Source organism: Hymenobacter sp. HSC-4F20, from assembly GCF_019599275.1.
Classification (GTDB): Bacteria; Bacteroidota; Bacteroidia; order Cytophagales; family Hymenobacteraceae; genus Hymenobacter.
The window spans coordinates 1-23709 of record NZ_JAHZTD010000003.1; the positions used below are offsets into that span (position 1 = coordinate 1).

22 protein-coding genes are annotated in these 23709 nt (G+C 59.1%); 10 read left to right on the plus strand and 12 right to left on the minus strand.

Annotation, left to right across the window (positions count from 1 at the left end):
* Positions 1–44: 44 nt before the first annotated feature.
* The 9 genes from K3G63_RS15960 to K3G63_RS16000 form a co-directional block, all read right to left on the minus strand.
* The gene (locus K3G63_RS15960) at positions 45–1265 is read right to left on the minus strand and encodes a pyridoxal phosphate-dependent aminotransferase (RefSeq protein ID WP_220615136.1); all 1221 of its coding nucleotides are present in this window, start codon (positions 1263–1265) and stop codon (positions 45–47) included.
* 89 nt (positions 1266–1354) lie between these two features.
* Positions 1355–3340 (minus strand): glycosyltransferase family 2 protein, encoded by a 1986-nt coding sequence (locus tag K3G63_RS15965; RefSeq protein ID WP_220615137.1) that lies wholly within the window; start codon positions 3338–3340, stop codon positions 1355–1357.
* 496 nt (positions 3341–3836) lie between these two features.
* On the minus strand, positions 3837–4451 hold the full coding sequence (recR, locus tag K3G63_RS15970) for a recombination mediator RecR (RefSeq protein WP_220615138.1): 615 nt from the start codon (positions 4449–4451) through the stop codon (positions 3837–3839).
* Positions 4452–4867: 416 nt separating this feature from the next.
* The gene (gene arsB, locus K3G63_RS15975) at positions 4868–5947 is read right to left on the minus strand and encodes an ACR3 family arsenite efflux transporter (protein WP_220615139.1); all 1080 of its coding nucleotides are present in this window, start codon (positions 5945–5947) and stop codon (positions 4868–4870) included.
* The gene (locus K3G63_RS15980) at positions 5934–6461 is read right to left on the minus strand and encodes a GNAT family N-acetyltransferase (RefSeq protein WP_220615140.1); all 528 of its coding nucleotides are present in this window, start codon (positions 6459–6461) and stop codon (positions 5934–5936) included. Before K3G63_RS15980 ends, arsB begins: the two co-directional genes overlap by 14 nt.
* Positions 6462–6473: 12 nt before the next feature.
* Positions 6474–7247: a metallophosphoesterase gene (locus K3G63_RS15985; RefSeq protein ID WP_220615141.1), complete on the minus strand. Its 774-nt coding sequence runs from the start codon at positions 7245–7247 to the stop codon at positions 6474–6476.
* Between the two features lie 24 nt (positions 7248–7271).
* Positions 7272–7838, minus strand: coding sequence for an ArsI/CadI family heavy metal resistance metalloenzyme (locus K3G63_RS15990; protein WP_220615142.1), 567 nt, complete (start codon positions 7836–7838; stop codon positions 7272–7274).
* A gap of 35 nt (positions 7839–7873) precedes the next feature.
* Positions 7874–8224: a helix-turn-helix transcriptional regulator gene (locus K3G63_RS15995; protein ID WP_220615143.1), complete on the minus strand. Its 351-nt coding sequence runs from the start codon at positions 8222–8224 to the stop codon at positions 7874–7876.
* Between the two features lie 437 nt (positions 8225–8661).
* Positions 8662–8943 carry an ATP-dependent Clp protease adaptor ClpS gene (locus K3G63_RS16000; protein ID WP_220615144.1) on the minus strand — a complete coding sequence of 94 codons (282 nt, stop codon included), beginning with the start codon at positions 8941–8943 and terminating at the stop codon, positions 8662–8664.
* A 323-nt stretch (positions 8944–9266) separates the two neighbouring features.
* Between K3G63_RS16000 and K3G63_RS16005 the strand changes: the two genes are divergently transcribed.
* Complete coding sequence (locus tag K3G63_RS16005) at positions 9267–9824, plus strand: hypothetical protein (RefSeq protein WP_220615145.1); 558 nt, start codon at positions 9267–9269, stop codon at positions 9822–9824.
* 31 nt (positions 9825–9855) lie between these two features.
* Complete coding sequence (locus K3G63_RS16010) at positions 9856–10629, plus strand: hypothetical protein (RefSeq protein ID WP_220615146.1); 774 nt, start codon at positions 9856–9858, stop codon at positions 10627–10629.
* Positions 10630–10688: 59 nt separating this feature from the next.
* Here the strand turns inward: K3G63_RS16010 and K3G63_RS16015 are convergent, their stop codons facing one another.
* Complete coding sequence (locus tag K3G63_RS16015) at positions 10689–11336, minus strand: YceI family protein (RefSeq protein WP_220615147.1); 648 nt, start codon at positions 11334–11336, stop codon at positions 10689–10691.
* 59 nt (positions 11337–11395) lie between these two features.
* Positions 11396–11845 (minus strand): MarR family winged helix-turn-helix transcriptional regulator, encoded by a 450-nt coding sequence (locus K3G63_RS16020; protein WP_220615148.1) that lies wholly within the window; start codon positions 11843–11845, stop codon positions 11396–11398.
* A 183-nt stretch (positions 11846–12028) separates the two neighbouring features.
* On the opposite strand from K3G63_RS16020, the gene K3G63_RS16025 reads away from it, so the two are divergent.
* Complete coding sequence (locus K3G63_RS16025) at positions 12029–12598, plus strand: DUF6799 domain-containing protein (RefSeq protein WP_220615149.1); 570 nt, start codon at positions 12029–12031, stop codon at positions 12596–12598.
* Between the two features lie 115 nt (positions 12599–12713).
* On the opposite strand, the gene K3G63_RS16030 is transcribed toward K3G63_RS16025, so the two are convergent.
* A complete protein-coding gene (locus K3G63_RS16030; RefSeq protein ID WP_220615150.1) occupies positions 12714–13766 on the minus strand; it encodes a dipeptide epimerase in 1053 nt (350 codons plus the stop codon).
* 187 nt (positions 13767–13953) lie between these two features.
* Between K3G63_RS16030 and K3G63_RS16035 the strand changes: the two genes are divergently transcribed.
* The 7 genes from K3G63_RS16035 (at position 13954) to K3G63_RS16065 (ending at position 23709) form a co-directional block, all read left to right on the plus strand.
* On the plus strand, positions 13954–15375 hold the full coding sequence (locus K3G63_RS16035) for a dicarboxylate/amino acid:cation symporter (protein WP_220615151.1): 1422 nt from the start codon (positions 13954–13956) through the stop codon (positions 15373–15375).
* 248 nt (positions 15376–15623) lie between these two features.
* Complete coding sequence (locus K3G63_RS16040) at positions 15624–16295, plus strand: hypothetical protein (RefSeq protein ID WP_220615152.1); 672 nt, start codon at positions 15624–15626, stop codon at positions 16293–16295.
* A gap of 178 nt (positions 16296–16473) precedes the next feature.
* On the plus strand, positions 16474–17871 hold the full coding sequence (locus K3G63_RS16045) for a pitrilysin family protein (RefSeq protein ID WP_220615153.1): 1398 nt from the start codon (positions 16474–16476) through the stop codon (positions 17869–17871).
* Between the two features lie 30 nt (positions 17872–17901).
* On the plus strand, positions 17902–19461 hold the full coding sequence (locus tag K3G63_RS16050; RefSeq protein WP_220615154.1) for a pitrilysin family protein: 1560 nt from the start codon (positions 17902–17904) through the stop codon (positions 19459–19461).
* Between the two features lie 233 nt (positions 19462–19694).
* A complete protein-coding gene (locus K3G63_RS16055) occupies positions 19695–20570 on the plus strand; it encodes a T9SS type A sorting domain-containing protein (protein WP_220615155.1) in 876 nt (291 codons plus the stop codon).
* A 126-nt stretch (positions 20571–20696) separates the two neighbouring features.
* Positions 20697–21269 (plus strand): hypothetical protein, encoded by a 573-nt coding sequence (locus tag K3G63_RS16060; protein ID WP_220615156.1) that lies wholly within the window; start codon positions 20697–20699, stop codon positions 21267–21269.
* Between the two features lie 115 nt (positions 21270–21384).
* Positions 21385–23709 carry a GAF domain-containing protein gene (locus K3G63_RS16065; RefSeq protein ID WP_220615157.1) on the plus strand — a complete coding sequence of 775 codons (2325 nt, stop codon included), beginning with the start codon at positions 21385–21387 and terminating at the stop codon, positions 23707–23709.

A 23709-nucleotide genomic window follows, 5' to 3' on the forward strand; every position in this document is an offset into this window, starting at 1 on the left:
GGGCGGCCCGCCTCTCTCAGGACGGGATAGGGAAAGCCCGGTAGTTACTCTAGCTTGGCCAAGCTGTTTTTGATGCGGATAAAGGCTTCGCGCAGCTTTTCATCGGCAGCGGCAGTGCTAAACCGAATACAGGTGGGTGCCCCGAAGGCCGAACCATCTACGGCCGCTACGTGGCCGTCATGGAGCATAAACAAGGCTAGGTCCATGGCCGAGTTGATGACTTCGCCGGCGGGAGTGGTTTTGCCGAAGTAGCCGCTTACATCGGGGAAGATATAGAAGGCCCCCTCGGGGGTAGGCGTACGGAACCCCGGAATGTCTTTTACCAGCTCCAGCACCAAGTCGCGGCGGCGGCGGTAGGCTGCCACCATCTCATCCGCTGAAGTCCGCCCGCCTTGTAGCGCGGCCAGGGCCGCGCGCTGAGTCATGGCGCAGGTGCCGGAGGTAATCTGGCTTTGCATTTTCTCGCAGGCGCAGGCAATTTCCTTGTTGGCCGCCAGGTAGCCTACGCGCCAGCCCGTCATGGCATAGCCCTTGGAAAAGCCATTCACCGTAATGACCCGGTCTTTAATGACAGGAAACTGGGCAATGCTCACGTGTTCCCCCACAAAGTTGATGTACTCGTAAATTTCATCGGCCAGCACGTAGAGCTGGGGGTAGCGGGCCACTACCTCCGCAATAGCGCTCAGCTCCTGCCGCGAGAAAACGGCCCCCGTGGGGTTGCAGGGGGAGGAGTACATGATAAGCTTGGTTCGGGGCGTAATGGCTGCTTCCAACTCCGCGGCCGTTACTTTGAAGTCGTTTTCCAGGGAGCCCACCAGCTGCACCGTGGTGCCCTCGGCCAGCTTCACCATTTCCTCGTAGCTGACCCAGTAGGGTGAAAACACGATGACTTCGTCGCCGGGGTTTACCAGGCTGAGCACGGCGTTAGCCAAGGACTGCTTGGCACCGGTGCTCACCACAATGTTTTCGGGTTTGTAGTCGAGGTTATTGTCGCGCTTGAACTTGTCGCAGATGGCCTGGCGCAGGTCGGGGTAGCCAGGTACGGGGGTGTAGAAGGTAAAGCCATCATCGAGGGCCTTTTTGGCGGCGTCCTTGATGTACTGCGGAGTTTGAAAATCCGGCTCCCCGAAGCTCAGGCTAATCACATCAACGCCCTGGGCGGCCAGCTCGCGGGCTTTCTTGGCCATGGCAATTGTCTGCGACTCCTGCATGGCGTTAATACGGTCGGAGAGAACAAGGGGGGCGAGGGCAGTAGCGTCGGGCATAGCAAACTGGGGGTTGGGAAAGGCCACAAAGGTACGCGGAATGTACGGAGTGTTCCTGGAAAACGGCCTTTCCGGCTCCCGGAACTTCCTTAGCTTTCCCGGCCCAGCCAGCGGAAGCAGCGTAGCAGCAGGCCCACATCGGTACCAGGCTCATAGTCCTTGGCGTAGAGTAGCTCCAGGCGGCGCCGGGTAGCTTCCGAGAGGGGCGCTGCAGTAGACTGAGCGGCATCGGCGGCCGAGAGGATGGCGCGGGTCATGCGGCGCGGCGCCGCGGCGTAGCGCAGCCCCACCCAGGTGCGGGAGCCGGCCAACACCCGCAGACAGTTGCGCAGAAAGCCGCTTTTGTGCTGCTGCCCCCACACTACTACCGGCGCGGCCAGAAGCAGGAGCACGCTCACTGTAACATCGAGCAGGCGCTTGGCGCGCACCTGCGCCGGCCGGAACAGGTTCAGCTGGATGTCGAGGGCGTAGTAGTCGCCGGGCGAGTCTTTGCCCGAGCTGCCGATGATGTATTCACTACCCTGGGGCAGGATTTTATACTCCACGGGAGGCTGGCGGTGCAGCTCCACCATCAGCCCGATAATCTGGCTGGCCGACAGGTCGCGCCCGCAGAAAATCAGCTCATTCAGATTGTAGATGCGAATAATGTCGTCGAGTTGGCGCACTTCGCCCAGCAGGTCGTCGGCCGGTGCGCTAGCCTTGCCCGGCCCCGGCTCAATGTGGCCGATTACCCGGGCCGGAACGGCGGCGTGTTCCAGTAGGTAGCGCACTCGCTGGCTTTCCTCGGCCGAGCCCACAATAGCCACGTTTTTCTGGGGCTCGGTAGTAAGGCTGAAGGTGCGGTAGCGGAGGAAGTTGGCGGCAGCCCGGCGCAACGCCAGCGCTGCCACGGCCCACGCCCCGCCCAGCACAAGCAGGGCCTTGGAGAAACGCCAGGCATCCAGGAAATTACTAAACGCCGAAATGAGCACCGTACCCACAAAAACGCCCCGCACAATGCGACTGAGGCGAGTGGGCTTGTCGTAGGCGCCGCTGAAGAAGGCCGAAAGTAACCACACGGCCACGTACACCGGCACGGCTACTTCCATGTACTGCTCGGGGTAGGGCACGCGCACGTAGCGGTGGTTTTGCTCCCAGTAGGTTTTCAGGAAGTACATGCCCCCGTAAAGCAGGCCAGCATCCAGCAGCACGGGGGCGGCCTGCGCCAGCAGCCGCTGCGCCACGGCGGCCCCGGCTCGTAGCCAGATGGCCAGATTAATCAGGAAGCTGAAGGTGCCGGCCCGGCCCGGCGCAAAGTGCTTGCGGGCAAAAATGACCATGGCCCGGTAGAACACAAACACGTAGTTTACGCTCGTGCGCTTGGTGCTCTCCCCCTTGTAATGAATGATGCGGGTGCCGGGGTAGTAGTAATTTTTCCAGCCACCCCGGGTAAGCCGGTACGAGAGGTCAATATCCTCGCCGTACATAAAGTAATCTTCGTCTAGCAGGCCTACCTGGTCCAGCGCTGCCTTGCGCATGAGCATGAAGGCCCCACTGAGCACCTCTATTTCATGGGTTTGCTCGGGGCTGAGGAAGCCCAGGTGGTAGCGCCCAAAGCGGCGCGACTTCGGAAACAGCTTGGCTAGCCCGAAAATCTTGTAGAAGGCCACCCAGGGGGTAGGCAGGCCGCGCTTGCTTTCCGGCAGAAACATGCCCTGTCCGTCGAGCATCTTTACGCCTAGCCCACCGGCCTGCGGGTGCTGGTCCATAAACTCGCAGCACAGCCGGAAGGTGTCTTCCTCCACTACCGTATCGGGGTTGAGCAGAAGCACGTACTGGCCCCGGGCCCGGCGCAAGGCTTGGTTGTTAGCCTTCGAGAAGCCGGGGTTGTCTTTGTTTTCAACGAGGATAACTTCCGGAAACCGGCTGCGCACCATCTGCACCGAGCCGTCCACGGAGTTATTATCTACCACGAAAACTTCGACGGGCCGGCCGAGCTTTTCCACCGCCCGCCGCACCGAGAGCAGCGCCTGCTCCAGGAAGTAGCAGACGTTGTAGTTGACAATAATGACGGATAGCGTGAGGGCGGGCGGCACAGCAGCAAAGCAGGAAAGGCCGCGAAAGGTAAGCAGAGTCTCTCTGTTCTAAGACAAACTACCCGTACAGTGGCTTCACGGCACCAAGTCAATAGCCTGCTTCCCTCCACCGCAAGCATGCCCCTGCTTTCTTCTGAGCGCCGTTGCTTCCTGCTATCCTGGTGCCTTCGCGCCGACTCTTACCCGGTCCTTTTGCACGTCGTTATGGCTGCCCGGCACCTTCTCTCCTACCCTTGCTGAGTTTCAGACAGACCTGCTGTATACGCCCGGGAGAAGCGTACCAACTCCTGCTTTTCGCCCTGAGGTTTCCTGCGCTGAAGGCGCCAGAACCCAGAACTGCTAGTCTGTCAGGCATTTTTTTGAAGGCAGGGGCAGAAGCACAAATCAGGACTATTGAACCATGCAACCTGATAACGCCTCCGCCACGCGTTGCGGTTACCCAAACCAAAAAAGCCCCACCGGCTACGGTGAGGCTTTTTTGGTTTTCAGCAGCGCGTTAGCGCGCCTGGCGCTGGCGCTCCACAATGGAGCGGCCCAGAGTAATTTCATCGGCGTACTCCAGCTCGCCGCCCATGGGAATACCACGGGCAATGGTGCTTACGTGCAGGTCGGGCAGGTCGCGGAGCTTGCGTGAGAGGTAGAAGGCCGTGGTGTCGCCTTCCATGGTAGGACTGATGGCCAGTATCACCTCCCGGATTTCGGAGCCTTCCTTGGTTACGCGCTCCACTAATGAGTCAATGGTCAGGTCTGAGGGGCCCACGCCTTCAATGGGCGAAATCACGCCCCCGAGCACGTGGTACATACCCTGGTACTGGGCCGTATTTTCAATGGCAATTACGTCGCGAATGTCCGACACCACGCACACCGTGCTCTGGTCGCGGAGCTGGTTGGCGCAGATGCTGCACTCGGGCGTATCGGAAATGTTATGGCAGGTGTCGCAGTAGCGAATCTCGAAGCGCATCTTGGCCAGCGACTCCGCCAGAGTAGCGGTAGTGTCGGCCTCGGCTTTGAGCAGGTGCAGCGCCAGCCGCAAGGCCGTTTTCTTGCCCACCCCCGGCAGCTTCGACAACTCGCCCACGGCGTTTTCTATCAGTTTGGAAGGGAATTCCATGTATATTCTTTTTACCTCTGGCTTTCAGATATTTACTAAAGGCAAACAGCTGAAAGCGGACTGATTTTAGACAGGTTTGTGGGACTACGCAACTACCTATGCTCTCCTCCTAAAAAACTTACCTTCCTCTTCATAAACGTTCTACAAGGTACGGGGCAGCAGGACAAAAGCGGCCTAGAAACTGTGTACGTGGTATATCGTGACATGAAAGGCGTGGAAACGTTGAACGCAACAGGCAGACAGGTAGATTCAGCTCATTGTAACACCCAAAGCGGCAAAATCAGTCCCGAAGACACCTATTTTCCGGAGAACAACGCAAAGATAGATGCTCCCCTCGCAGACTTCGAGACGGTGATAGACAAGACAACATGAAGCTAGCCGGATGAGGCTTGCTGTTTAACACAGGCACACGGACCTTACGTGCTGGAGTACCACCGACGCCGGAACCAGAATGCGACGTTCACTAGTGCTAGCAGCGCCGGAACCTCAATGAGCGGCCCGACCACACCAGCAAAGGCTTGCCCGGAGTTCAGGCCGAAAACACCGATAGCCACGGCAATTGCCAGCTCGAAGTTGTTGCCCGTAGCCGTAAAGGCAATGCTGGTGTTCTCCGCGTAGCCAGCCCCCAGGTACTTGCCAGCAACGAAGCTCAGCAGGAACATACTGCCGAAGTACAGGCACAACGGTACTGCTATCCGCACTACGTCCAGGGGAATTCGCACGATGAGTTCTCCCTTCAGGCTGAACATGATGACGATGGTGAACAGCAGGGCCACGAGAGTTATCGGGCTGATGGCGGGCAAGAACACCTGCTCATACCATGTACTCCCTCTCAGCCGCAGTAGCAGGTAGCGAGAAAGAAACCCAGCGGCAAACGGGATACCCAGGTACACCAACACGCTCTGCGCGATGTCCCAGATGCCCATGTTCACGCTGTAGCCCTTCAGGCCGAAGCGCGGCGGTAGTACCGTAATGAAAAGCCAGGCTAGTAGGCTGTAGAACAGAACCTGAAAAACCGAGTTTAAGGCGACAAGGCCAGCAGCGTATTCCCGGTCACCATCGGCAAGGTCGTTCCACACGAGAACCATTGCAATGCACCGAGCAATACCGATAAGAATAAGCCCAATCATGTAATCCGGCCGATCCGGTAACAGCCAGACGGCAAGACCAAACATCAGCAGCGGCCCCACAACCCAGTTTAGCAGCAAGGAAAGCCCAATGACGCGGATGTTCTGAAATACCCGCCCGAGCTTTTCGTATTTCACTTTCGCTAGGGGCGGGTACATCATCAGGATGAGGCCCACGGCAATCGGAACGTTAACGGTACCGACGGAAAGGTAATCAATGGCCTGCTCTATGCCGGGCACGAAGTAGCCCAAGGCTACACCGAGTAGCATTGCCAGGAAAATCCACAGAGTCAGGCCACGGTCAAGCCTGGAGAGCTTTTTTGGTGCCACAGCAAATGCCGGTGCAGCCTCCGGACTATGCGTGCTCATGGATGGCCTGGGATTCAGGCTCACTACCAACGACCTGACTACGGCGCTCCAGTAACACTGTATTGCGCCAGACGCCCCGCATTTGCCCAATTCGCTCACGGTAGCCCACCGTGCGAAAACCGAGGGATTCGTGTAGCTTAATACTCGGGACGTTCTCGGGAAAGACACCTGCTTGCAGGGTCCAGATACCGTTCTGCTCGGACTCTGCCACCAACGATTCCAGGAGCTTGTATCCTACCCCTTTGCCACGGGCAGCGGCGGCTACATACACGCTTACCTCAGCTACTCCGGCGTAAACACACCGGCCCGAAACCGGTGTCAACGCCGCCCAGCCCAGGACGCGGCCATCCCCGACAGCTACGAGCCTGCTGTGTGGTAAATGGGCCGGGTTCCAGGTATCCCACTCCGGTGCCTCCGTCTGGAAGGTGGCGTTACCCGTGGACATGCCTTCCTCGTAAATGGTTCGCACCTCGGGCCAGTGCTCTTGTGCCAGGGAGTAAAGTTCGATGTTCATGATGAGAAAGAGTTAATAGGCCCGACGCAACATGTCGGCATATTGGTTAGGCAACGCACTGGCTTCTACGGCTTGTGCCGCTTTTTCCACGTCGTATTCCACCCTCACTAGTTCGCTGCGTAAGCTCGTTGGGCTTGTCAACTGCGTCTCCTGATTCAGGTGCAAGAGCAAGTACGCGGCCCGAGGGTCCCCATCTTTGGGTTTTCCTACTGAGCCGATGTTCAGGGCATGACGGTACCGAGTTTCGCCGTTGCTTTCATAGGCGAAGGTTCGGTGATACGGCCTGTGGGTATGCCCGAATAGCAATACGTCGGCATTGGCGTCTTCCAGCACCCGCAAAAAGCTCTTTTCCTGCCGGTCCTCAAACAGGTACTCGTTAATGCGGCGTGGTGAACCGTGAACCATCAGCAAGCTCAGCGTAACGGGTTCATCCTGGAAATCCAATTGCATATGCTTTGGTAGGTACCGCAGGTACCGGCGCTCGTCGGCACCGACGGTTGCATTAGTAAACGCAATGCTCTGCGCCCCCAGGTCCCTTTCTACGTCGGTTGTATAAGCGCAACCGCATTCGGAGCTAGCTAGCCCAATGCCTTGGTCGTAGTTACCCGCCAGGGTAGGAATACCCCGCCGCCGAACTTCGGCAATGACTTCGTTTGGCCAGGGAGCGTAGCCCACCAAGTCACCCAGGCAGAACACCATATCAGGCTTACGACGGTCCAGGTCGGCTAGCACAGCCTCCAGGGCGGGCAAATTGCCGTGAACGTCCGAGAAGAAGGCAATCGTCATAGTGTTACCGCTGGAGTTCCAGAGTTAGCAGCACTCCCCGCCAGGAGAGCAAGTAGGGCCGGACTTGGTAGTGGTTTCTACCAGGGTGAAGGCCAGCGGCGCGGGTGCCGGGGCTTCAGCAGCAACTCCCTTAGCAGCAGGAGCGATACAGCACTGGCTGTTACCATTAGCTTGGTCGTACTCTTCCTGATAACGTGGGTCGTTGAACTCTGCATCTTCATGGAAGTAATATACCTCCCACTCCACGCCGTCAGGGTCGCTCACCCAAAATTTATCCTGCTTGGCGTAGCAGCAATTGGTCCCCATTTCCTCCCGCTGCACCAGGCCAGCCGCCCGCGCCGCTGCTAGTCGCTCGTTCAATTGCTCGATGGTTTCCACCTGAAACCCTAGGTGGCCGAAGCTGCTACGTACCCGCTCCGGGTTTTCGACAAACGAAATGAGGAGCGAAGGCGTGTCCAGCACGTACTTGGCGTAGCCTCGGCGAATCTTAGTAGCTGGTTGGCCAAAGAACGCGGTGTAGAAGTTTACAGTGCTGGCCAGATCGGAGACGTACAGCGAGACGTGCATCCGGGGAAAAACAGAGGCTTCCATGTGCTGAGTGGTAATAAGAGTGGAACGGAGAGGTATTAGCAGGCGCAACCGTCACCGGAGCCACAGGCTCCGTTAGAAGTAGCTTCCAGGAAAAAGCCAGTGAATTGCGCATGCACCTTGCGCAGCAACTCGATATTGAGGCAGTAGCAGACCGTTAGCCCGTCAATCTCCCCCCTGATCAGGTCCAGGGCCTTGAGTTCCTGTAAGTGTTGAGAAACCGTAGTCCGGCTCAGCGGTAGCTCGGCGGCGATGTCGCCGGAAATACATGTCTGTTTAGACGCTAGCAGTTGGATGATGGCCACGCGGGCCGGGTGAGCCAGGGCTTTCGCCACGCGGGCTAGTTCCTGTTGCTCCTGGGTAAAGTCGGAGGTTTTGGCGTAAGTCATGCTACGGGTATGCAGTATGTCGTAAATATACGACATACTATGACGCATGAACACGTCATAGACTTCTTTTTCGTTACGCCCGGAAAAGGTGACCGGCAGAACTGCTAACTCGTAGAGTCCAACTCCGAGAAGTTCAGTAGTTGGTTTTTCAGCTACCACTAAAACCGCGTCCCGTTTAAAAACGAAAATAGTCCCATTTTCGTGAGACTATTTTCGTTTCCAGGTAGCATCAAAATGCAGTATCGGCCAGCATTTTAACTCACGCGAATCTTTGTAAATACTCAAGTAGAAGAAGATTCCATTCAAGTCAGGAAGAGAGTAACGGACCTGTTATCCGGGCGTGCAGTATCGTATCAGAGGCCCGTATCCAACTACTACTCCCTCTCCGACAGGTCCCGGATAAACCGAGGGGAACCGATGTATCGGCGGGAAACTCGTTATACTACGTCGGCTGAGATACCCCGGTCGTGAATGGCGGTGCACATACCAGCCAACTCGTCATAGGCCCCGTGCTTGACGGTGCACTGGCCTTTGTAATGAATAAGCAAGGTACACTGCTCGGCCTGCTCGGGCTCGTGGCCACACACGTCAATAAGCGTTTTGATGACGTGGTCGAAGGTGTTAATGTCATCGTTGTACACGACTAGGTCGCGCACGTCAATGGTTTCTTCCAGGAGCAGAACGTCCTCGTCGTACTCGATTTGCGGGTTGCTGTTCATGGCGTAAAAATACGGAGAAACGGCCAAAACACCGGGTTTTATCGTTCCGGTCTGGGTAGTATAACCCGTTGAGGTGCTGAATCGTTTCTTGGATTTTGAAAGATTCTGCTTGCTTGCCGCCATTTTTGCAGCTCCGAACCACCGCTTCCTGGCGGACCGCGGCGCAAGGCCAAACACCGATGCCAAGGAAGATGGCTGGGTGCGCCGAACCACGCTGCCCGCCTGGTGTAGGCTTCGCTACCGCAAGGGGAAGAGCACTGCCCCAGCGGACCTGCCTGGCCTCCCGCCCGCCGCTTTCTTTTTTTCTTTTCGCCTACCCACCTATGCCTGTTCCGTCCGCCGAATTCAAGCGCGCCCTTAAACGCCTTTCCGATAAAGAAAAGGAAGCCCTGCTGCTGCGGGCGGCCCGCCGCGACGCGGAACTGTACGAGACGCTCAGCTTCGAGCTGCTGCCCGACGTGACCACGGAAACCATCTTTGAGCAGGCTTCCGACCAGATTCATGAGCTGTTTGCCGTGGGCGCTACCGGCCGCCTGCTCAACCGCAGCCTTACCAAGGCCCTGCAGAAAGCCACCAAGGAAGTGGCCCGCGCCCGCCGCATCACCAAGGATAAGCGTCTGGAAGTCGACCTGAACCTGTATACGCTGCGCCACATCTTTGAGAACTACACCGGGCAGTTTGAGAGCGTTTATGCGGGCTTTTACACCAGCACGGCCCGCCTGGCGGCGCGTACAGCCCAGCTGATTCTGCAGAACCTGCACGAAGACCTCTGGCTGGAATACAAGCCTGAACTCGACGATTTTCTGCAGCAGCTGCATGCCCGCGCCAAAAGCCGCAGCCTGAAGTTTGAGCTGCCCCGGGAACTGGAGTTACCTGACTAGGTAGTTACTTGCTGGCTCACTAGTATCCAGCATGTTTTCTATCCGCTTAACTACCCCTTTGGCGCTGCTCAGCGCCCTGGCCGCCTGCACCCCCGATGGCGGCCCGCCCGCGGCTACCTCCCCTACCCCCGCTGCACCCAACGCCTCGGCCGTGCAGCAGGCGGCCCGCGACTACCGGGTGCACTACAACACGCCTGTCGACCTCGACAGCACCGATTACTACTACCAGCCCGTTTCGGTACTATCTCAGGACGGCTCCTCGCCCAGCCGCACCTACGACTCGGGCAGTTCCTACGGGAGCAGCTCGGAGGGCCGCTCCGGCATTGAGGGAACTTGCTACAACGTGCTGTTTCTACGCAAATCGGGGCCGGCGGAGCAGCGGCTGCTCCTCCCCCACGGCCGCTTTGTGCTCACCAGCATCGACGACGAGCGCCAACCGGACAGCCGCTGGCCCTATTTGTTCTACACCGTCGTCAAGGCCGATACCAACGCCGACCAGGAGCAGGACGAGGAGGATGCCACTACCCTCTTCGCCTCGGACCGCAGCGGACAACACCTGCGCCAGCTTACCCCCGACGGCACCCAACTGCAAAGCCGCCACTACCTGCCCCCTACCTCCCTGCTACTGGTGGAAGTACGCCCGGACACCAACCACGACCAGGAATTCACGGCCGCCGACGCCCCCTACTGGCTCCGCTACGACCTGCGCAACCTCTCAGCACCACCCACCCGCACGCCCACCCCGGCCCTGGGTGGCCAGTTGCACCGGCAAATGCTGCAACGGCAAACCAGCCCGGCCCACTAAGCCAAAAGCCCCGCCGGCACGCGCCAGCGGGGCTTTTTAGCTCGTGCAGAGCAGGGGGCTTACTTCTTGGCAATAACGTTGAAGCTCATGGTGAAATCATCCATGATGGCTTTGTCGCCGATGCTCTCGAAGAACGACTTCGAGCCGTACTTGATGTCGTACTTGGTGCGGTCGATGGTAGCGGTGCCGCTGGCTGATGCCACGCCGTTTTTCACTCCTACCTTGGCCGGGAAGGACACGGGTTTGGTGATGCCCTTGATGGTCAGGTCGCCGGTTACGGTGGCGTTGTTGCCGTTGGCGTCGCCCTTCAGCGGAGCCAGGCTGGTGATTTTGAAGGTTGCCGTCGGGTTCTTATCAATGCTGAAGAAGTCTTCCGAGCGCAGGTGGCCCACCAGCTTATCGTTGTACTCCTTCTCCTTGATGTCCTCCACTTTCAGGGAGTTCATGTCCACGGTGAAGGTGCCGCCCACAATCTGATTGCCGCGCACCAGCACGTTACCATCTTTGAACTGCACGTTGCCGTTGTGCTGGCCGGTTACTTTTTTGCCTACCCAGCCCAGAGTGCTCAGCTGCGGCTGCAGGGCGTAGGAAGCAGCGGCGGCCTTTTCAGTGCCAGGGTTGGTTTTTTTAACAGCGGGCTTTTGCGCGAAAGCCGGAGCGGCCAGCAGAGAAGCAGCCAGCAAGGCCGGCAAAAACATTTTTTTCATGGGATGTAGAAACAAAAGAGAAAAGGGAGAGAAAATGATATCAGAGAAAACACCACGGGCTAGTCCCGGATTTTATCGAGCAGGTCGCTGAGCTGGGTTGCTTCCTCGGGGGTGAGGTTGTGCAAGCCAATACTCTGCACCTGCATGACCTCATCTAGGCGGCGCAACAGCTCCAGGCCGGCCTCCGTGATGCGGATGTCCACGGCCCGGCGGTTGCTAGGACACACCTTGCGGGTAACCAAGGCCTTGGCCTCCAGCTTGTCCACGATGCGCGAGGCATTGCTGGTTTTATCGAGCATACGCTCAATGAGCAGATTTACAGTGGCCGGCTTGGGGTGCTGGCCGCGCAGAATGCGTAGAATATTGAATTGCGGCAACGTCAGGCCGTACTCTTTGAACATGGCACTCTGGCGCAGCTGCAACCACCCGGCCGTAAATACCAGGTTGATGTAGGCTTTCTGGCGTTCATCCTTGAAAGCCCGCTGCTTGATTTCGTCTTCGATTTTCATGAGCTGCATGGGAAGCCGGAAAGTGCTGCAAATATATGTACATACATTTAATGTCGCAACACTGTTCGGGAAATTTATTCAAAAATAGTAAGCTGCGGTCATCCCGTCACCTGGGCCCGGCCTGGCAGGAACACCCGCGCTGGAATCTCGTAAGCAAGCCCGTTCACCCTACCCTCTCCTAGTATGAAGAACTTTCTGTTTTCCCTTCTGACCTTGAGCTTGCTGACGGCCACTGCCGCCACGGCGCAAACCACGGCCAGCCCCACGGTGGCCGGCCCGGTGGCCACTACCCCCTCTGACCGGTTTATGCTGCAAAACGGCGAGGTAGTGCTGGTGCAGGGCAAGCGCATGACTCCGCTCAACAAAAATGTGCTGCTGTCGAATGGCACTAAAATCAACTACAAAAGTGGCATTGTAGAGCTGCCCGGCGGCAAAATAACCACCCTGAAAGAGGGGGACTACGTGCGGCCCAACGGCGACATTGTGTTTGCTACTCCGGCCAGCGCCGCCCAGGCCCGCGGCGACAACTCGGTGCCCGCCAACACGACCTTTACGCAGTACGTTGATCCGCGCTCCGGCTCGGCGCCTATGGAAACGCGCCTGGCCGAAATGAACTCGCAGATCAGCCTGATGGCCGAGAAAATCCAGTTGCTGAATCAGAAGATCAGCCTGCTGAGTACCAACGCCCAGCGCCCCACCGATACTGCGGCCCTCGACCGGCAGATTCAGGCCATTGATGCCAAGCTGAAGTAGCCCAGCCGGTTTTCAAGGCTGGCCAGCCTACCCAGGCGCACTAGCCCACTACCTCTTGTGCCGGCCCCTACCGCGTGCCCGCGGTGGGGGCTTTTTCCTGGTGGGCCTACCTCTCCTATGCCGGCGGCACCGTGGGCGCCAGGTGGTAGGGCGCAGTAGCCGGCTGCTGGAGGGTCAACCGGCCGTTTTCTTCTGTTACCAACCCGAACGGCTCCTCCCGCACTACCAGAAACCCGTCCAAGTCACAGATGTCGGCCAGGGCACTGACCTGCAGGGCGGAATAGATGCCCAGGGAAGTTTCTACCATGCAGCCCAGCATGGTTTGCAGGCCGTGGGCTCGGGTTTCGCGCAGAATGCGCAGGCCGTTAAGGTAGCCGCCCGCTTTCATCAGCTTCATGTTTACCCCGTCGAACTGGCGGGCAATGTCGGCGAAGTCAGCCTCGTCCGTCACCGATTCATCGGCAAAAACCGGGCAGCCGAGCCGGCCTTTAACGGAGTGGTAGTCAGCGGTACAGGCGGCGGGCAGGGGCTGCTCCAACAGGCGTACCCGCAGGCCGGGCAGGGCCTGAATCTGCTCCCAGCTGCGGCGCAGGCTGTCGGCATCTGTCCAGGCTTCGTTGCCGTCGATGAGGAGGGGGCGACCGGGGAACAGCCGGGCTACCTCGCGCAGCAGATCCACGGCCCCCTCCTGGTTTACCTTGATTTTCAGCAGCTCGAAGCGCTCCAGCTGCTGCTCCTGCGCGAACTGCGCCACCAAACCAGGCTCCATAATGGGCAGCGTTATGGCGGTGGGCACGGCAGCGGCCGGAGCGGGTACCCCCAGCCACTGGGCTACCGTCTGCCCAGCCCGGGCTGCTTCCCAGTGCACCCACGCCGATTCCAGGGCAAAGCGCAGGGCGTGGGCCGGGGCGTGCTGGTGTAAAAAGCTGGTCAGTTCCGAGAGCGTGGCACACCGCCCGAGGCCGGCGGCCTGCAGGCGCGCAAACTCCTCTTGCAGCCCCTCGGGGGTTTCATTGTAGCGCACGTTAGGAGCCGCTTCGCCCAGCCCCTCGTAGCCGTGGCCTTGCACCCGCACCAGCAGATTCGTTTTGACTGTGGAAGCGTTACGCGCTATTTTCCAGGTATAGCGCAGCGGCAGCGACAGGAGCGTGAGCGTCCAGGTAGGCATAGGGGCAGGCGTAGGGTAAAGCACAATACGGCGAAAGATACTCGTCGCCAGCCGGACCTGGCAAACAGGCGGCTGGCTCCTTACTGGCGGCCATAGGATGCCTCGCCAGTCGGTGCGCCAAACTACTGCCGACAGAAACCTATCTTTGCTGCATTCCCGCTACTTCTTTTTCCCTGAATTGCCGCGCATGAAGTTTTCGCGACTTACTCTCATCGTTCTTCTCCTGTTTCTAGTGGCGGCCCTGCTGACGGCCGCCAGCGCTCAGGGCTGGCTGGCCTTGGACCCGGTAGTGCCCCTCGTGGCTCGCTGGCTGGCTATAGTGGCGGCCGTGGCCCTGGCCGTACAGCGGCGCTCCATCACCTTCTGGATTGTGGTGAGCATGCTAGTAGGCGCTGAAATCGGCCACGATTTCCCTACCCGGGCCGTGCAGCTCAAGGTTCTCAGCGACGTGTTCCTGCGCCTGGTGAAAACCATCATTGCCCCGCTGGTATTCGCTACCCTGGTAGTAGGCATTGCAGGCCACGCCGATTTGAAGCAGGTGGGCAAGATGGGCCTGAAGGCGCTGGTGTACTTTGAAATCGTGACCACGTTTGCCCTGTTCATTGGCCTGGGTGCCATTAACCTGACCCGGGCCGGCGAGGGCGTAGACCGCAGCGGCATTGCCGCCGACACGGAGCAGCTCCAGACCGTTAAACAGTCTACCGCCGATATCATCCTCCATATCTTCCCCGAAAACATTGCCAAATCGGTGGCGGAAGGTCAGGTACTGCAGGTAGTGGTGTTTGCCATTATCTTCGCCATTGGCCTGGCCATGGTGCACCAGAAGCACCGCCAGCCCCTGCTGCAAGTCACAGAAAGCCTCTCGGAAGTGATGTTCAAATTTACCAACGTGGTGATGTTCTTCGCCCCGCTGGGGGTAGGCGGCGCGCTGGCGTACACGGTAGGTAAAATGGGCTTTGCGCCCCTGCTGAATGCCTTTAAGCTGCTGCTCACCCTTTACGGGGCGTTGGCCGCCTTCGTGCTGCTGGTGCTGGTACCTATTGCGCTGCTGGCGCGCATTCCGCTCAAGCGCTTTGTGCAGGCCATTGCCGAGCCGGTGAGTATTGCCTTTGCCACCACTTCCTCGGAGGCTGCCCTACCCCGGGCTATGGAAGCCATGGAAAGCATTGGCGTGCCGCGCCGTATTGTGGCCTTTGTGATGCCCACGGGCTATTCCTTCAACCTCGATGGCACAACCTTGTACCTGTCGCTGGCGGCGGTGTTTGTGGCCCAGGCAGCGGGTATAGAACTCTCGTTTGGCCAGCAGCTCGTGATGGTGTTTACTTTGATGCTCACCTCGAAGGGGGTAGCCGGGGTGCCGCGCGCCTCGCTGGTGATCCTGCTGGCTACGGTGGCTTCGTTTAACCTGCCGGCCTGGCCTGTGTTTATTATCCTGGGCATTGATGCGCTGATGGACATGGCCCGCACGGCCGTGAACGTGATGGGCAACTGCTTGGCAACGGCCGTGGTGGCCCGCTGGGAAGGCGAGTTCGTTGACAATTACGTGGCGCCCGACCCCGTACTGGACCTGGCCGAAGCCGACAGCGCCCTGTCGCACCACCCGCACTAGGCCTCGTCTTGGTCTAGTACAAGTTTAGCGGTAGTTCGGCTACACAAACGGCCTTGTCTCATAAACTTGAGGCGGGGCCGTTTGCATTTACCCAATATCAAGTTATACCCTGTAGGCACCCAGCTTATTTATAGTAGAAAAATTATATATTTTAATCGTATATCATAAGTCAAATCCTACTTTTCTACTGTTACTGTGCTGTAATTTTGATAATCCGCTGGCGCGGTAGGACTTAGACTATGATGCACATGCCTCGTTTTTACCCCTACTTGTTATTGGCGCTGCTAGGCTCTGGGCTAGGCAGCTGCAAATCCACGGAAAAAGCCGTGTTCCAGACCGTGCGCTCCAACAACTCGGTGGCCCTGGGCCGCCTGCCAAGCCTGGAAGCAGTGGTAGAGCCCGGCCCCCTCAGCACCACGGACGGCGCCCTCCCCGACGATGCCAGCAAGGTGTTCCGGCAGGAGCTTTCCTTTCACCTGGCGGAGTCCCAGCCTGATACCGTAAAGTATGGCTACGCCAAGCTGCTGGTAACGCAGGCACAGGTACAGCGCACCGGCCGTGCCCTGCAAGCCTTTCAGATGCTGACCCTGATGACGCCTAGCTTGCTGGGCATGCCCCTGGAGTGGTACCGCACCCACGTGAAGGCCGAGGTTCAGATCATCAACGCCAAGGGCGAAGTGATTGGCACCTACGCGGGCACGGGCCACAGCAAAGTGCGCGTGGCCATGTACCACGGCTACAGCCAAACCAAGGCCGCCCGCCTCTCCGATGTGCAGGCTCTGCGCCTGGCCCTGGACCAGATCCGGCCCCAACTCGACGCCGCCGCCGATACCCTGCGCCAGCAGTTGGCTACCTCGGGGCCGCTGGAAGAAATTATCGGCCAGTCGGCCTACTCCACCGATTCTACCGCTGTTAATTAACACAACGCTTTTCGGCTTTTTAACGCCGGCTTCCCCGCTTACTGGCCGCTTCGGGCCAAGTAGGCGGGGAAGTGCTTTTCGGGGGAGTGAGACGCAACCGTAGCCGGGGGTTTGGTTACTTTGCTGCGGGTAGTACTTCGCCGCTGGAGTGCCCCAAGCTCACTTTTCCCTTTATCCAATGAAACACGCAGTACAGGCGCTGCTCCTGAGTACGGCACTGCTGGCAACCCCGCCGGCGGCCCAGGCCCAGAAGCAGAAAGCGGCCCCCTTAACGGCCGCTACCCCTGCGGCTTCCGCCAACGCCGCCTTCCCCTACCCTATTCAGCAGAAGCAGCTGGCCAACGGCCTGAACGTAGTCACCGTCCCCTTCGACTCGCCCGGGCTGGCCTCCTTTTTCCTGGTAGTGCGCGCCGGCTCCCGCGACGAGGTAGAGCCCGGCCACACTGGCTTTGCGCATTTCTTCGAGCACGTCATGTTCCGGGGCACTGAGAAGTACTCCAAAGACCAGTATAACGATGTGCTGCAAAGCATTGGGGCCGCGGCCAACGCCAACACCTCCCTCGACCGCACCGTGTACCACATGACCGGCAACGCCCGTATGCTGGAGAAGATGTTTGAGGTAGAAGCCGACCGGTTCCAGAACCTGAAGTACCCGGAGCACGACTTTAAGGCCGAAGCCGGCGCCGTGAAGGGCGAGTACACCAAGAACTCGGCCTCGCTCTACACCCAGCTCAACGAAAAGGTGGCCGACGCGGCCTTCGATCAGCACACCTACGAGCACACCACCATGGGCTTCTTCAAGGATGTGGTGGACATGCCCAACCAGTACAACTACTCGCTTACCTTCTTCGACCGGTTCTACCGCCCCGAGTACACGACCCTACTGGTAGTCGGCGACGTGAAAGCCGATGAAGTAAACAAGCTGGCCGACAAGTATTTCGCCAGCTGGAAGCGCGGCACCTACAAGCCCGACATCAAGCCCGAGCCCGCCCAGACGGCCCCGCGCTACGTGCACATCCAGAACGCCAGCTTCCCGCCCCTGGTGAGCTTGAGCTACCGCGCCCCGGCTTTCTCGGATCAGCAAAAGGACCTGCCCGCCCTGGATGTGCTCACGACTCTGCTTTTCGCCGAAAACTCGCCGCTGTATCAGCAGCTGGTAGTGAAAGAGCAGAAGGTGCGCTTCGTGGGCGGCTCACCCAATTACACCCGCGACCCGTACCTGCTCACCATCCGGGCCTCGGTAGTAAAGCCCCAGGACCTACCCTACGTGAAGGAGCAGATTACCAAAGCCCTGGAGGAGCTGAAAACCAAGCCTGTGGATGCCAAGCGCCTAGCTGACACCAAGTCGGCCTTGAAGTACAGCTTTCTGATGGGCCTGGACGCCCCCGACCAGATTGCCAACGCCCTGGCCCAGTTTATTTGGCTGACCGGCGACGTGAACTCCCTGAACCGCTTCTACGCCCTCTACGACCAGGTAACCCCCCAGGACGTTCAGGCCGCCGCCCAGAAGTACTTTGTGCCCGAGCACCTGACCGTGGGCACTATTGGTCCGAACGCCACTGGCGGCGTGCAGTAAGCTTTTCCTTTCTTTCTTCTGACTTTTTCCATGCTCTATACATTCTCCCGCCTGCTGCTGGCCGCCGCCCTGCTCGGCCCGGCAGCCACTACAGCGGCCCAGGCCGCCGAGGTAGTGGAACTGCGCCAGCCTAACGCGGCCAAGGTGGTCGTGAAGCTGCAGTTCCGCAACGGCTCGGCCACTGACCCCGTGGGCAAAGAGGGCCTGACCTACCTCACCAGCCAACTGGTAACCGAAGGGGGTACCAAGGACCTGACCGCGGCCCAGCTCAAGGACCTGCTTTATCCGATGGCGGCCCGCTATTACGCCACCACCGACAAGGAAGTTACTACCTTCACCTTCGAGTTTCACCGGGACTTTATCGATAAGTTTTACCCGGTGCTGCGCGGGCTAATGCTTACGCCCAGCTTTACCCAGGAAGACTTCGACCGCCTGAAAAGCAACCAGCTCAACTACGTGGAACAAGTGATTCGGGCCTCCTCGGATGAGGACTACAGCAAGTTTGCCCTGGAAGATCAGCTGTTCCGCGGCACGCGCTACCAGCACATGACCCGCGGCACGGCCGCCGGCGTGAAGGGCCTTACCCTCGCCGATGTGAAGCAGTACTATGCTACCGCCTTTGGCAACGACAACCTGACTATCGGGCTGGCTGGTAACTATCCCGCGTCGTTTGCCAAGCAGCTGGAGCAGGACCTCAAGAAACTGCCCAAGAGCACGGTTAAAACCCCGATTCCGGTGGCGGCTGTGCCCAACGGCATTCACGTCGAAATCATCAGCAAGCCCGACGCCCTCGGCTCGGCGGTGTACGCGGGCTTCCCCATCAAAACTACCCGCGCCGACGACGACTTTGCGGCCCTGATGGTGGCCAACTCCTGGCTGGGTGAGCACCGCAAAAGCTACGGCAAGCTCTACGACAAAATCCGCACGACCCGCTCGATGAACTACGGCGACTACAGCTACATCGAGTGGTACGAGGCCGGCGGCTCTAACATGCTGCCCGTGCCCGGCGTGCCGCGCCACGCCAACTACGCCAGCCTCTGGCTCCGCCCCGTGCAAATTGCCGAAGGGCTGCGCAAGCAGTACCCCGCGGAGCTGGGTGACCTGAAAGTGGGCCACGCCCCCTTCGCCCTGCGCCTGGCCGTGCGCGAAATGGATAATGTGGTAAAGAACGGCCTGAGCAAGGAAGACTTCGAGCGCACCCGCACCTTCCTGCGCTCCTACGTGAAGCTCTACGGCACTACCCCTGCCAAGCAGCTCGGCTTCCTACTCGACTCGCGCTTCTACGGCCGCAAAAATTGGCTGCAGGATGTGGATGCCCAACTCGCCAAGCTTACCGTGGATGACGTGAACCGCGCCATGCGCAAGCACTGGCAGGTACAGAACATGTTCGTGACCATCGTAACGGACGACAGCGAGGCCCAACCCCTGGCCGACGTACTCAAACACAACACCCCCTCGCCCATGAGCTACGCCAACGTAGTGAAGGCGGGCCTGCCCAAAGAGGTGGTTGCCGAGGACGCCGAGGTAGCTGCCTACAAGCTGAACGTGACGGAAGTCAAGGTCATCAACACCAACGATACGTTCCGCTAGGCTTTCTATTCTGGCCCAATTGTCATTCCGAACGGAGTAAGGAATCTGGGTGTACTGCGAGAGGGTACCCCAGGTTCCTCACTCCGTTCGGAATGACAGCTTTTATATAGTAAAACCGCTTTGGATACTGTCCGAAGCGGTTTTTCTTTTTGTCGATTAAACCCTACCCCCGCCTGCCCATCTATGCCAGTGGATCCGGATACCACACTCTTCCCACTAGCGTTTACGACTCCATGAAAGCTATTACCCTCGCTCTGGCCCTGTCTCTGCTGTTAGGCGGCTCGGCCGCGCAAGCCCAGAACACCCAGGCCCATCAGGGCGCCCCGGCCCGCCAGGAGCTGCGCGCCTACTACCAGCAGAATGTGCTGCCCGTGGTGCGCCAGCAGCGTCAGAAGCTGGAAGCCCAGCTCTCCACCTCCGACAAGGCTCAGCTCACCCTCTACCGTGCCCAGCTCAAGGAAACCCGCCAGAAAGGCAAAGCTCTGCGCCAAAGCTTCCGCCCGGCCGGTACGCCCGCCGGCACCCGCCCCGAGCTAACGGAAACCCAGAAACAGCAGCTTCAGCAGCTGCGCGCCGAAAACAAGGCTATTTTGCAGAATGTAGGGCAGCTGGCCCAGAAATATGAGGGCGCCATTGCTAAGCTAGCCCAGGAAGTACAGCCGCAACGGGAGAAATGGGCCGCTGATACCAAGGCTATTCTGTCGCGCACCGGCTCCGCAGGGCAGCCTGCTGCCGCTGGCAGCGGGCCGGGCCGCCACCAGCGCCACGCGGGCTTGCGCCGCCACTTTCAGCCCGTCGCCTTTCTCCTGCTCGACCCCAACGCACCCCAAACCAAAGCGCCGGACCCAGAACGTGGCGGCGTGAGCGTGTACCCCAACCCGGTGGCCACTACCAGCCAGCTGGAGTATGAGGTGAAGAAAGCCGGCCCCGTGACGGTAGAGCTGCTCGATAGCCGCGGCAACACCCTGCGCACCGTGGCCCAGGAAAACAAAGTGGAAAAAGGCGCCCACACTTTGTCGGTAAGCGTGGCCGACCTGCCCGCGGGCACTTACTACTTCAAGATTACCACCCGCGCGGGCGCAGAAACCCGGCGCTTCGTCAAGCAGTAAGCCGGCCGCCGGTTAGCCAATATCTGGCCTGGCTCAGCGTTACACAAGCCAATCTGCTACGGGCGGGTTGGCTTGTAGTATGTCGGGGGCCGGGGTTCCGTGCGCGTCCTGTTATCTTTACGGCCTATGCTGCGCTCCTTTGTTACCTGGCTTCTGATTCTGACAACTGCCGCTCTACTGGCGGCCTGCTGCGGCTCCACCGCCTGCGAGTGCGAGGATGCGTATGCCGACGCCATCGGTCTGGCGTTTAGCCCCACCGACTCGGCCGCTACCAACCCCGCCCGGGGGTTTCGCTCGGCCCAGCTGACGACCGTGTTTCTGGTGCGGGTGCCCCTCGACACGTCTCAGCGCCCCAGCGCCGATACGGTAGCCATTACCCGCCCCCGCGCCTCCGTGTTCACCCAGCCTATTGTTATCAATAACGCCACGCCCTTTACCCAAGCCGGCAACCGCCGGCTTAACCAGTATACCTACACGCTTTATCTGGCACCCAGCCGGCGGGCCCTGCCTACCTACACCTACCACATTACCGACATTAACTTGGCCACCGAGTATCAGGCCGACGGCTGCTGCACCTGCTACCAGAATACCCGCAAGCAGGTAACCGTGCTGGACCAGCAACGGGTGCCCCGCCAATTCGACCTCACGGACCCTGCTGGCGAAAATCAGTTAGTGCCCATTGTGCTTACCCGGCCGTAGCCCGCACGGCCGCGGCACTGCGCACGTCCGTGCGGCGCTGGTTACCGTATACAACGTGGCGCTACTTCGCGGCTGCACCAGGCTGGTTCTCTTCGAGTAGTGCCTCTTTGTACCTATGCTGAAAGAACCTACTGCGGCTGTTACGCCAACTTTTCCTTTTAAAACTACGCTCAGCCTGGAGCCACTGATTGCCTACTGGCGCGCGGGTGAGGAATCTGCCAACATGGGCGTGGCCATGCTGGCTCAGGCTGTAAGCGAACAGGTAGCCACCGCCGACTGGTCAAGGGGCATTATTACGGACCTGAAGCTGCTGGAGTGCAACTGCGACCTGGTGGAAACCCTGATGCTGGCCGTATTTCCGCCCGCTTCCTTCGACACCGACATTGCCGGCGCCATTGCCCCTTTTCAGCGCCACAGCTTCTACCACACTCCGCGCTTCGCCGAGGTGCTGCTGAACCCGTCTAAGTCTATTAAGCAGCCGCTTAATATTGATATGCGCACGCTGGAGGTATACACCACCCGCATGGCCTACCAGCTGATTCTGGAGAAGGTATACGGGGTGCACCTCCCCTTGCAAGGCACCATCATCTTTACGGTTCCCGACTACAGCATTGGCCTGTACCGGCACTACGGGGTAGAGTTCAACTCCACCTTTGTGGAGATTAAGGTGCACGGCGACAAGCCGGCGCTGACCCCGGAACAGCTCGACCAGCTGGCCCGCAACCCCCACCGCGCCGATTTGTGGCAGCAGATGCTGCCGCCCGAGCACTTCGAGCTGGTGGGCTTCAACATCCTGCACCTGGTAGATGTGACGGAGCAGGAAATTCTCTCGGAGCTGAAGTACGACCTGCTGGAGCGCGACGTGCTGCAAGCCTCTGACCGCCTGGAGCAGATCCAGGAAAAGCTGCGGGTCCTGTTCGGGCGGCCGTTTCTGCAACTCGGCATTGCAGCCTACGACGAGAAAAAGCGGGCTTTTGTAGACTTCGGTCGCAAAATCAACCACAGCTTCCTGACCAAGCAGCTCCACAGTCCCGACGCTGGCTCCGGCTTCCGGCAGATCTACAGCCAGCTCTGGACCGACCGCCAGCCCCTGGTGCTGGAAGACGTGGAGAAAGCCAACATCCCGGAAGATCTGCGCCAGCAGGTCCTGAGCCTGGGTATTCGCTCCGCTATTCTGGCCTTGCTCCCCTACGGCGACGATGTAGTGGGCTTACTGGAGTTGGGCTCGCCCAACGTAGGGGACCTTAACGAGTTCAGCCTGGAAAATGTAAACCAGTTTGTTCCCCTGTTTGCGGTAGCCGTGAAGCGCAATGCCGAAGACATTCAGACCCGGGTGCAGGCTATCATCAAGGAGAAGTTTACAGCCATTCATCCTACCATGGAGTGGCGCTTCACCGACGCGGCCCAGAACCTGCTCCAGAAGCTGGAGGACGGAAACAAGAACGCGGAAATGGAAGCCATTGTCTTCCACGACGTGTACCCCCTACACGGGTCCAGCGACATTCGGGGTAGTAGCACGGCCCGCAACGAGGCGATTCAGGCCGACTTGATTGAACACCTAACGCTGGCGGGCCAGGTGCTGAGAAAAGCTTCCGAGTTTCAGCAGCTACCCATCCTGGACGAGCTAAAGTTTTACGTCAATAAAAACCTCAACCGCCTGCGCCAGGGCATTCTGACGGGCGACGAGGTAAGCATTTTCGAGTCGCTCAAGACGGAAGTAGAGCCCCTGTTTGAGTATCTGAGCCAGAATACGCCGGAGCTGCGCCCCATCATCCGCCAGTACTGGTCCAACATCGACCCGGAGCTAGGCATCCTCTACAAGCGCCGGAAGGCTTTCGAAGAAACCACCACCCTCCTCAATGATGCTGTTAGCAGTTACCTCGATGAGGAAGATGCCAAGGCCCAGGCTATGTTTCCGCACTACTTCCAGCGCTTTAAAACCGACGGGGTAGAGCACAATATCTACGTAGGAGCCTCGCTGGTGGAAAATAAGCCATTCGACCTAGTATTCCTCAAGAACCTGCGCCTGTGGCAGCTCTTGGTGATGGTAGAAATTACCCGCCGGACAGCCGCCCTGCGGCCTACCTTGCCTCTGCCTCTGGAAACTACCCAGCTTATTCTCATTCATAGCCAGCCCCTGAGCATCCGCTTCCGGCAGGATGAGCGTCAGTTTGATGTAGACGGAGCCTACAATATCCGCTACGAAATCATCAAGAAGCGCATCGATAAGGCTACGGTGCAGGGCACTAGTGAGCGGCTCACCCAGCCCGGCAAAATTGCGTTGGTGTACTCCCAGCAGCGCGAAGCCGACGAGTACGTTGAGTATATTGACTACCTGCAAGACCGGGGCCTACTCGAACCCGAAGTAGAGCACTTGGAGCTGGAGGAGCTGCAAGGCGTGAAGGGCTTGCTAGCCCTGCGGGTAACGGTAAAGCCGTGA

Excerpts from the sequence above, each read along its gene's own strand:
- K3G63_RS15960 (WP_220615136.1), bottom strand. The coding sequence starts at position 1,265 with ATGCCCGACGCTACTGCCCTCGCCCCCCTTGTTCTCTCCGACCGTATT.
- recR (WP_220615138.1), bottom strand. The coding sequence starts at position 4,451 with ATGGAATTCCCTTCCAAACTGATAGAAAACGCCGTGGGCGAGTTGTCG.
- arsB (WP_220615139.1), bottom strand. The coding sequence starts at position 5,947 with ATGAGCACGCATAGTCCGGAGGCTGCACCGGCATTTGCTGTGGCACCA.
- K3G63_RS15980 (WP_220615140.1), bottom strand. The coding sequence starts at position 6,461 with ATGAACATCGAACTTTACTCCCTGGCACAAGAGCACTGGCCCGAGGTG.
- K3G63_RS15985 (WP_220615141.1), bottom strand. The coding sequence starts at position 7,247 with ATGACGATTGCCTTCTTCTCGGACGTTCACGGCAATTTGCCCGCCCTG.
- K3G63_RS15990 (WP_220615142.1), bottom strand. The coding sequence starts at position 7,838 with ATGGAAGCCTCTGTTTTTCCCCGGATGCACGTCTCGCTGTACGTCTCC.
- K3G63_RS15995 (WP_220615143.1), bottom strand. The coding sequence starts at position 8,224 with ATGACTTACGCCAAAACCTCCGACTTTACCCAGGAGCAACAGGAACTA.
- K3G63_RS16000 (WP_220615144.1), bottom strand. The coding sequence starts at position 8,943 with ATGAACAGCAACCCGCAAATCGAGTACGACGAGGACGTTCTGCTCCTG.
- K3G63_RS16005 (WP_220615145.1), top strand. The coding sequence starts at position 9,267 with ATGCCTGTTCCGTCCGCCGAATTCAAGCGCGCCCTTAAACGCCTTTCC.
- K3G63_RS16010 (WP_220615146.1), top strand. The coding sequence starts at position 9,856 with ATGTTTTCTATCCGCTTAACTACCCCTTTGGCGCTGCTCAGCGCCCTG.
- K3G63_RS16015 (WP_220615147.1), bottom strand. The coding sequence starts at position 11,336 with ATGAAAAAAATGTTTTTGCCGGCCTTGCTGGCTGCTTCTCTGCTGGCC.
- K3G63_RS16020 (WP_220615148.1), bottom strand. The coding sequence starts at position 11,845 with ATGAAAATCGAAGACGAAATCAAGCAGCGGGCTTTCAAGGATGAACGC.
- K3G63_RS16025 (WP_220615149.1), top strand. The coding sequence starts at position 12,029 with ATGAAGAACTTTCTGTTTTCCCTTCTGACCTTGAGCTTGCTGACGGCC.
- K3G63_RS16030 (WP_220615150.1), bottom strand. The coding sequence starts at position 13,766 with ATGCCTACCTGGACGCTCACGCTCCTGTCGCTGCCGCTGCGCTATACC.
- K3G63_RS16035 (WP_220615151.1), top strand. The coding sequence starts at position 13,954 with ATGAAGTTTTCGCGACTTACTCTCATCGTTCTTCTCCTGTTTCTAGTG.
- K3G63_RS16040 (WP_220615152.1), top strand. The coding sequence starts at position 15,624 with ATGCCTCGTTTTTACCCCTACTTGTTATTGGCGCTGCTAGGCTCTGGG.
- K3G63_RS16045 (WP_220615153.1), top strand. The coding sequence starts at position 16,474 with ATGAAACACGCAGTACAGGCGCTGCTCCTGAGTACGGCACTGCTGGCA.
- K3G63_RS16050 (WP_220615154.1), top strand. The coding sequence starts at position 17,902 with ATGCTCTATACATTCTCCCGCCTGCTGCTGGCCGCCGCCCTGCTCGGC.
- K3G63_RS16055 (WP_220615155.1), top strand. The coding sequence starts at position 19,695 with ATGAAAGCTATTACCCTCGCTCTGGCCCTGTCTCTGCTGTTAGGCGGC.
- K3G63_RS16060 (WP_220615156.1), top strand. The coding sequence starts at position 20,697 with ATGCTGCGCTCCTTTGTTACCTGGCTTCTGATTCTGACAACTGCCGCT.
- K3G63_RS16065 (WP_220615157.1), top strand. The coding sequence starts at position 21,385 with ATGCTGAAAGAACCTACTGCGGCTGTTACGCCAACTTTTCCTTTTAAA.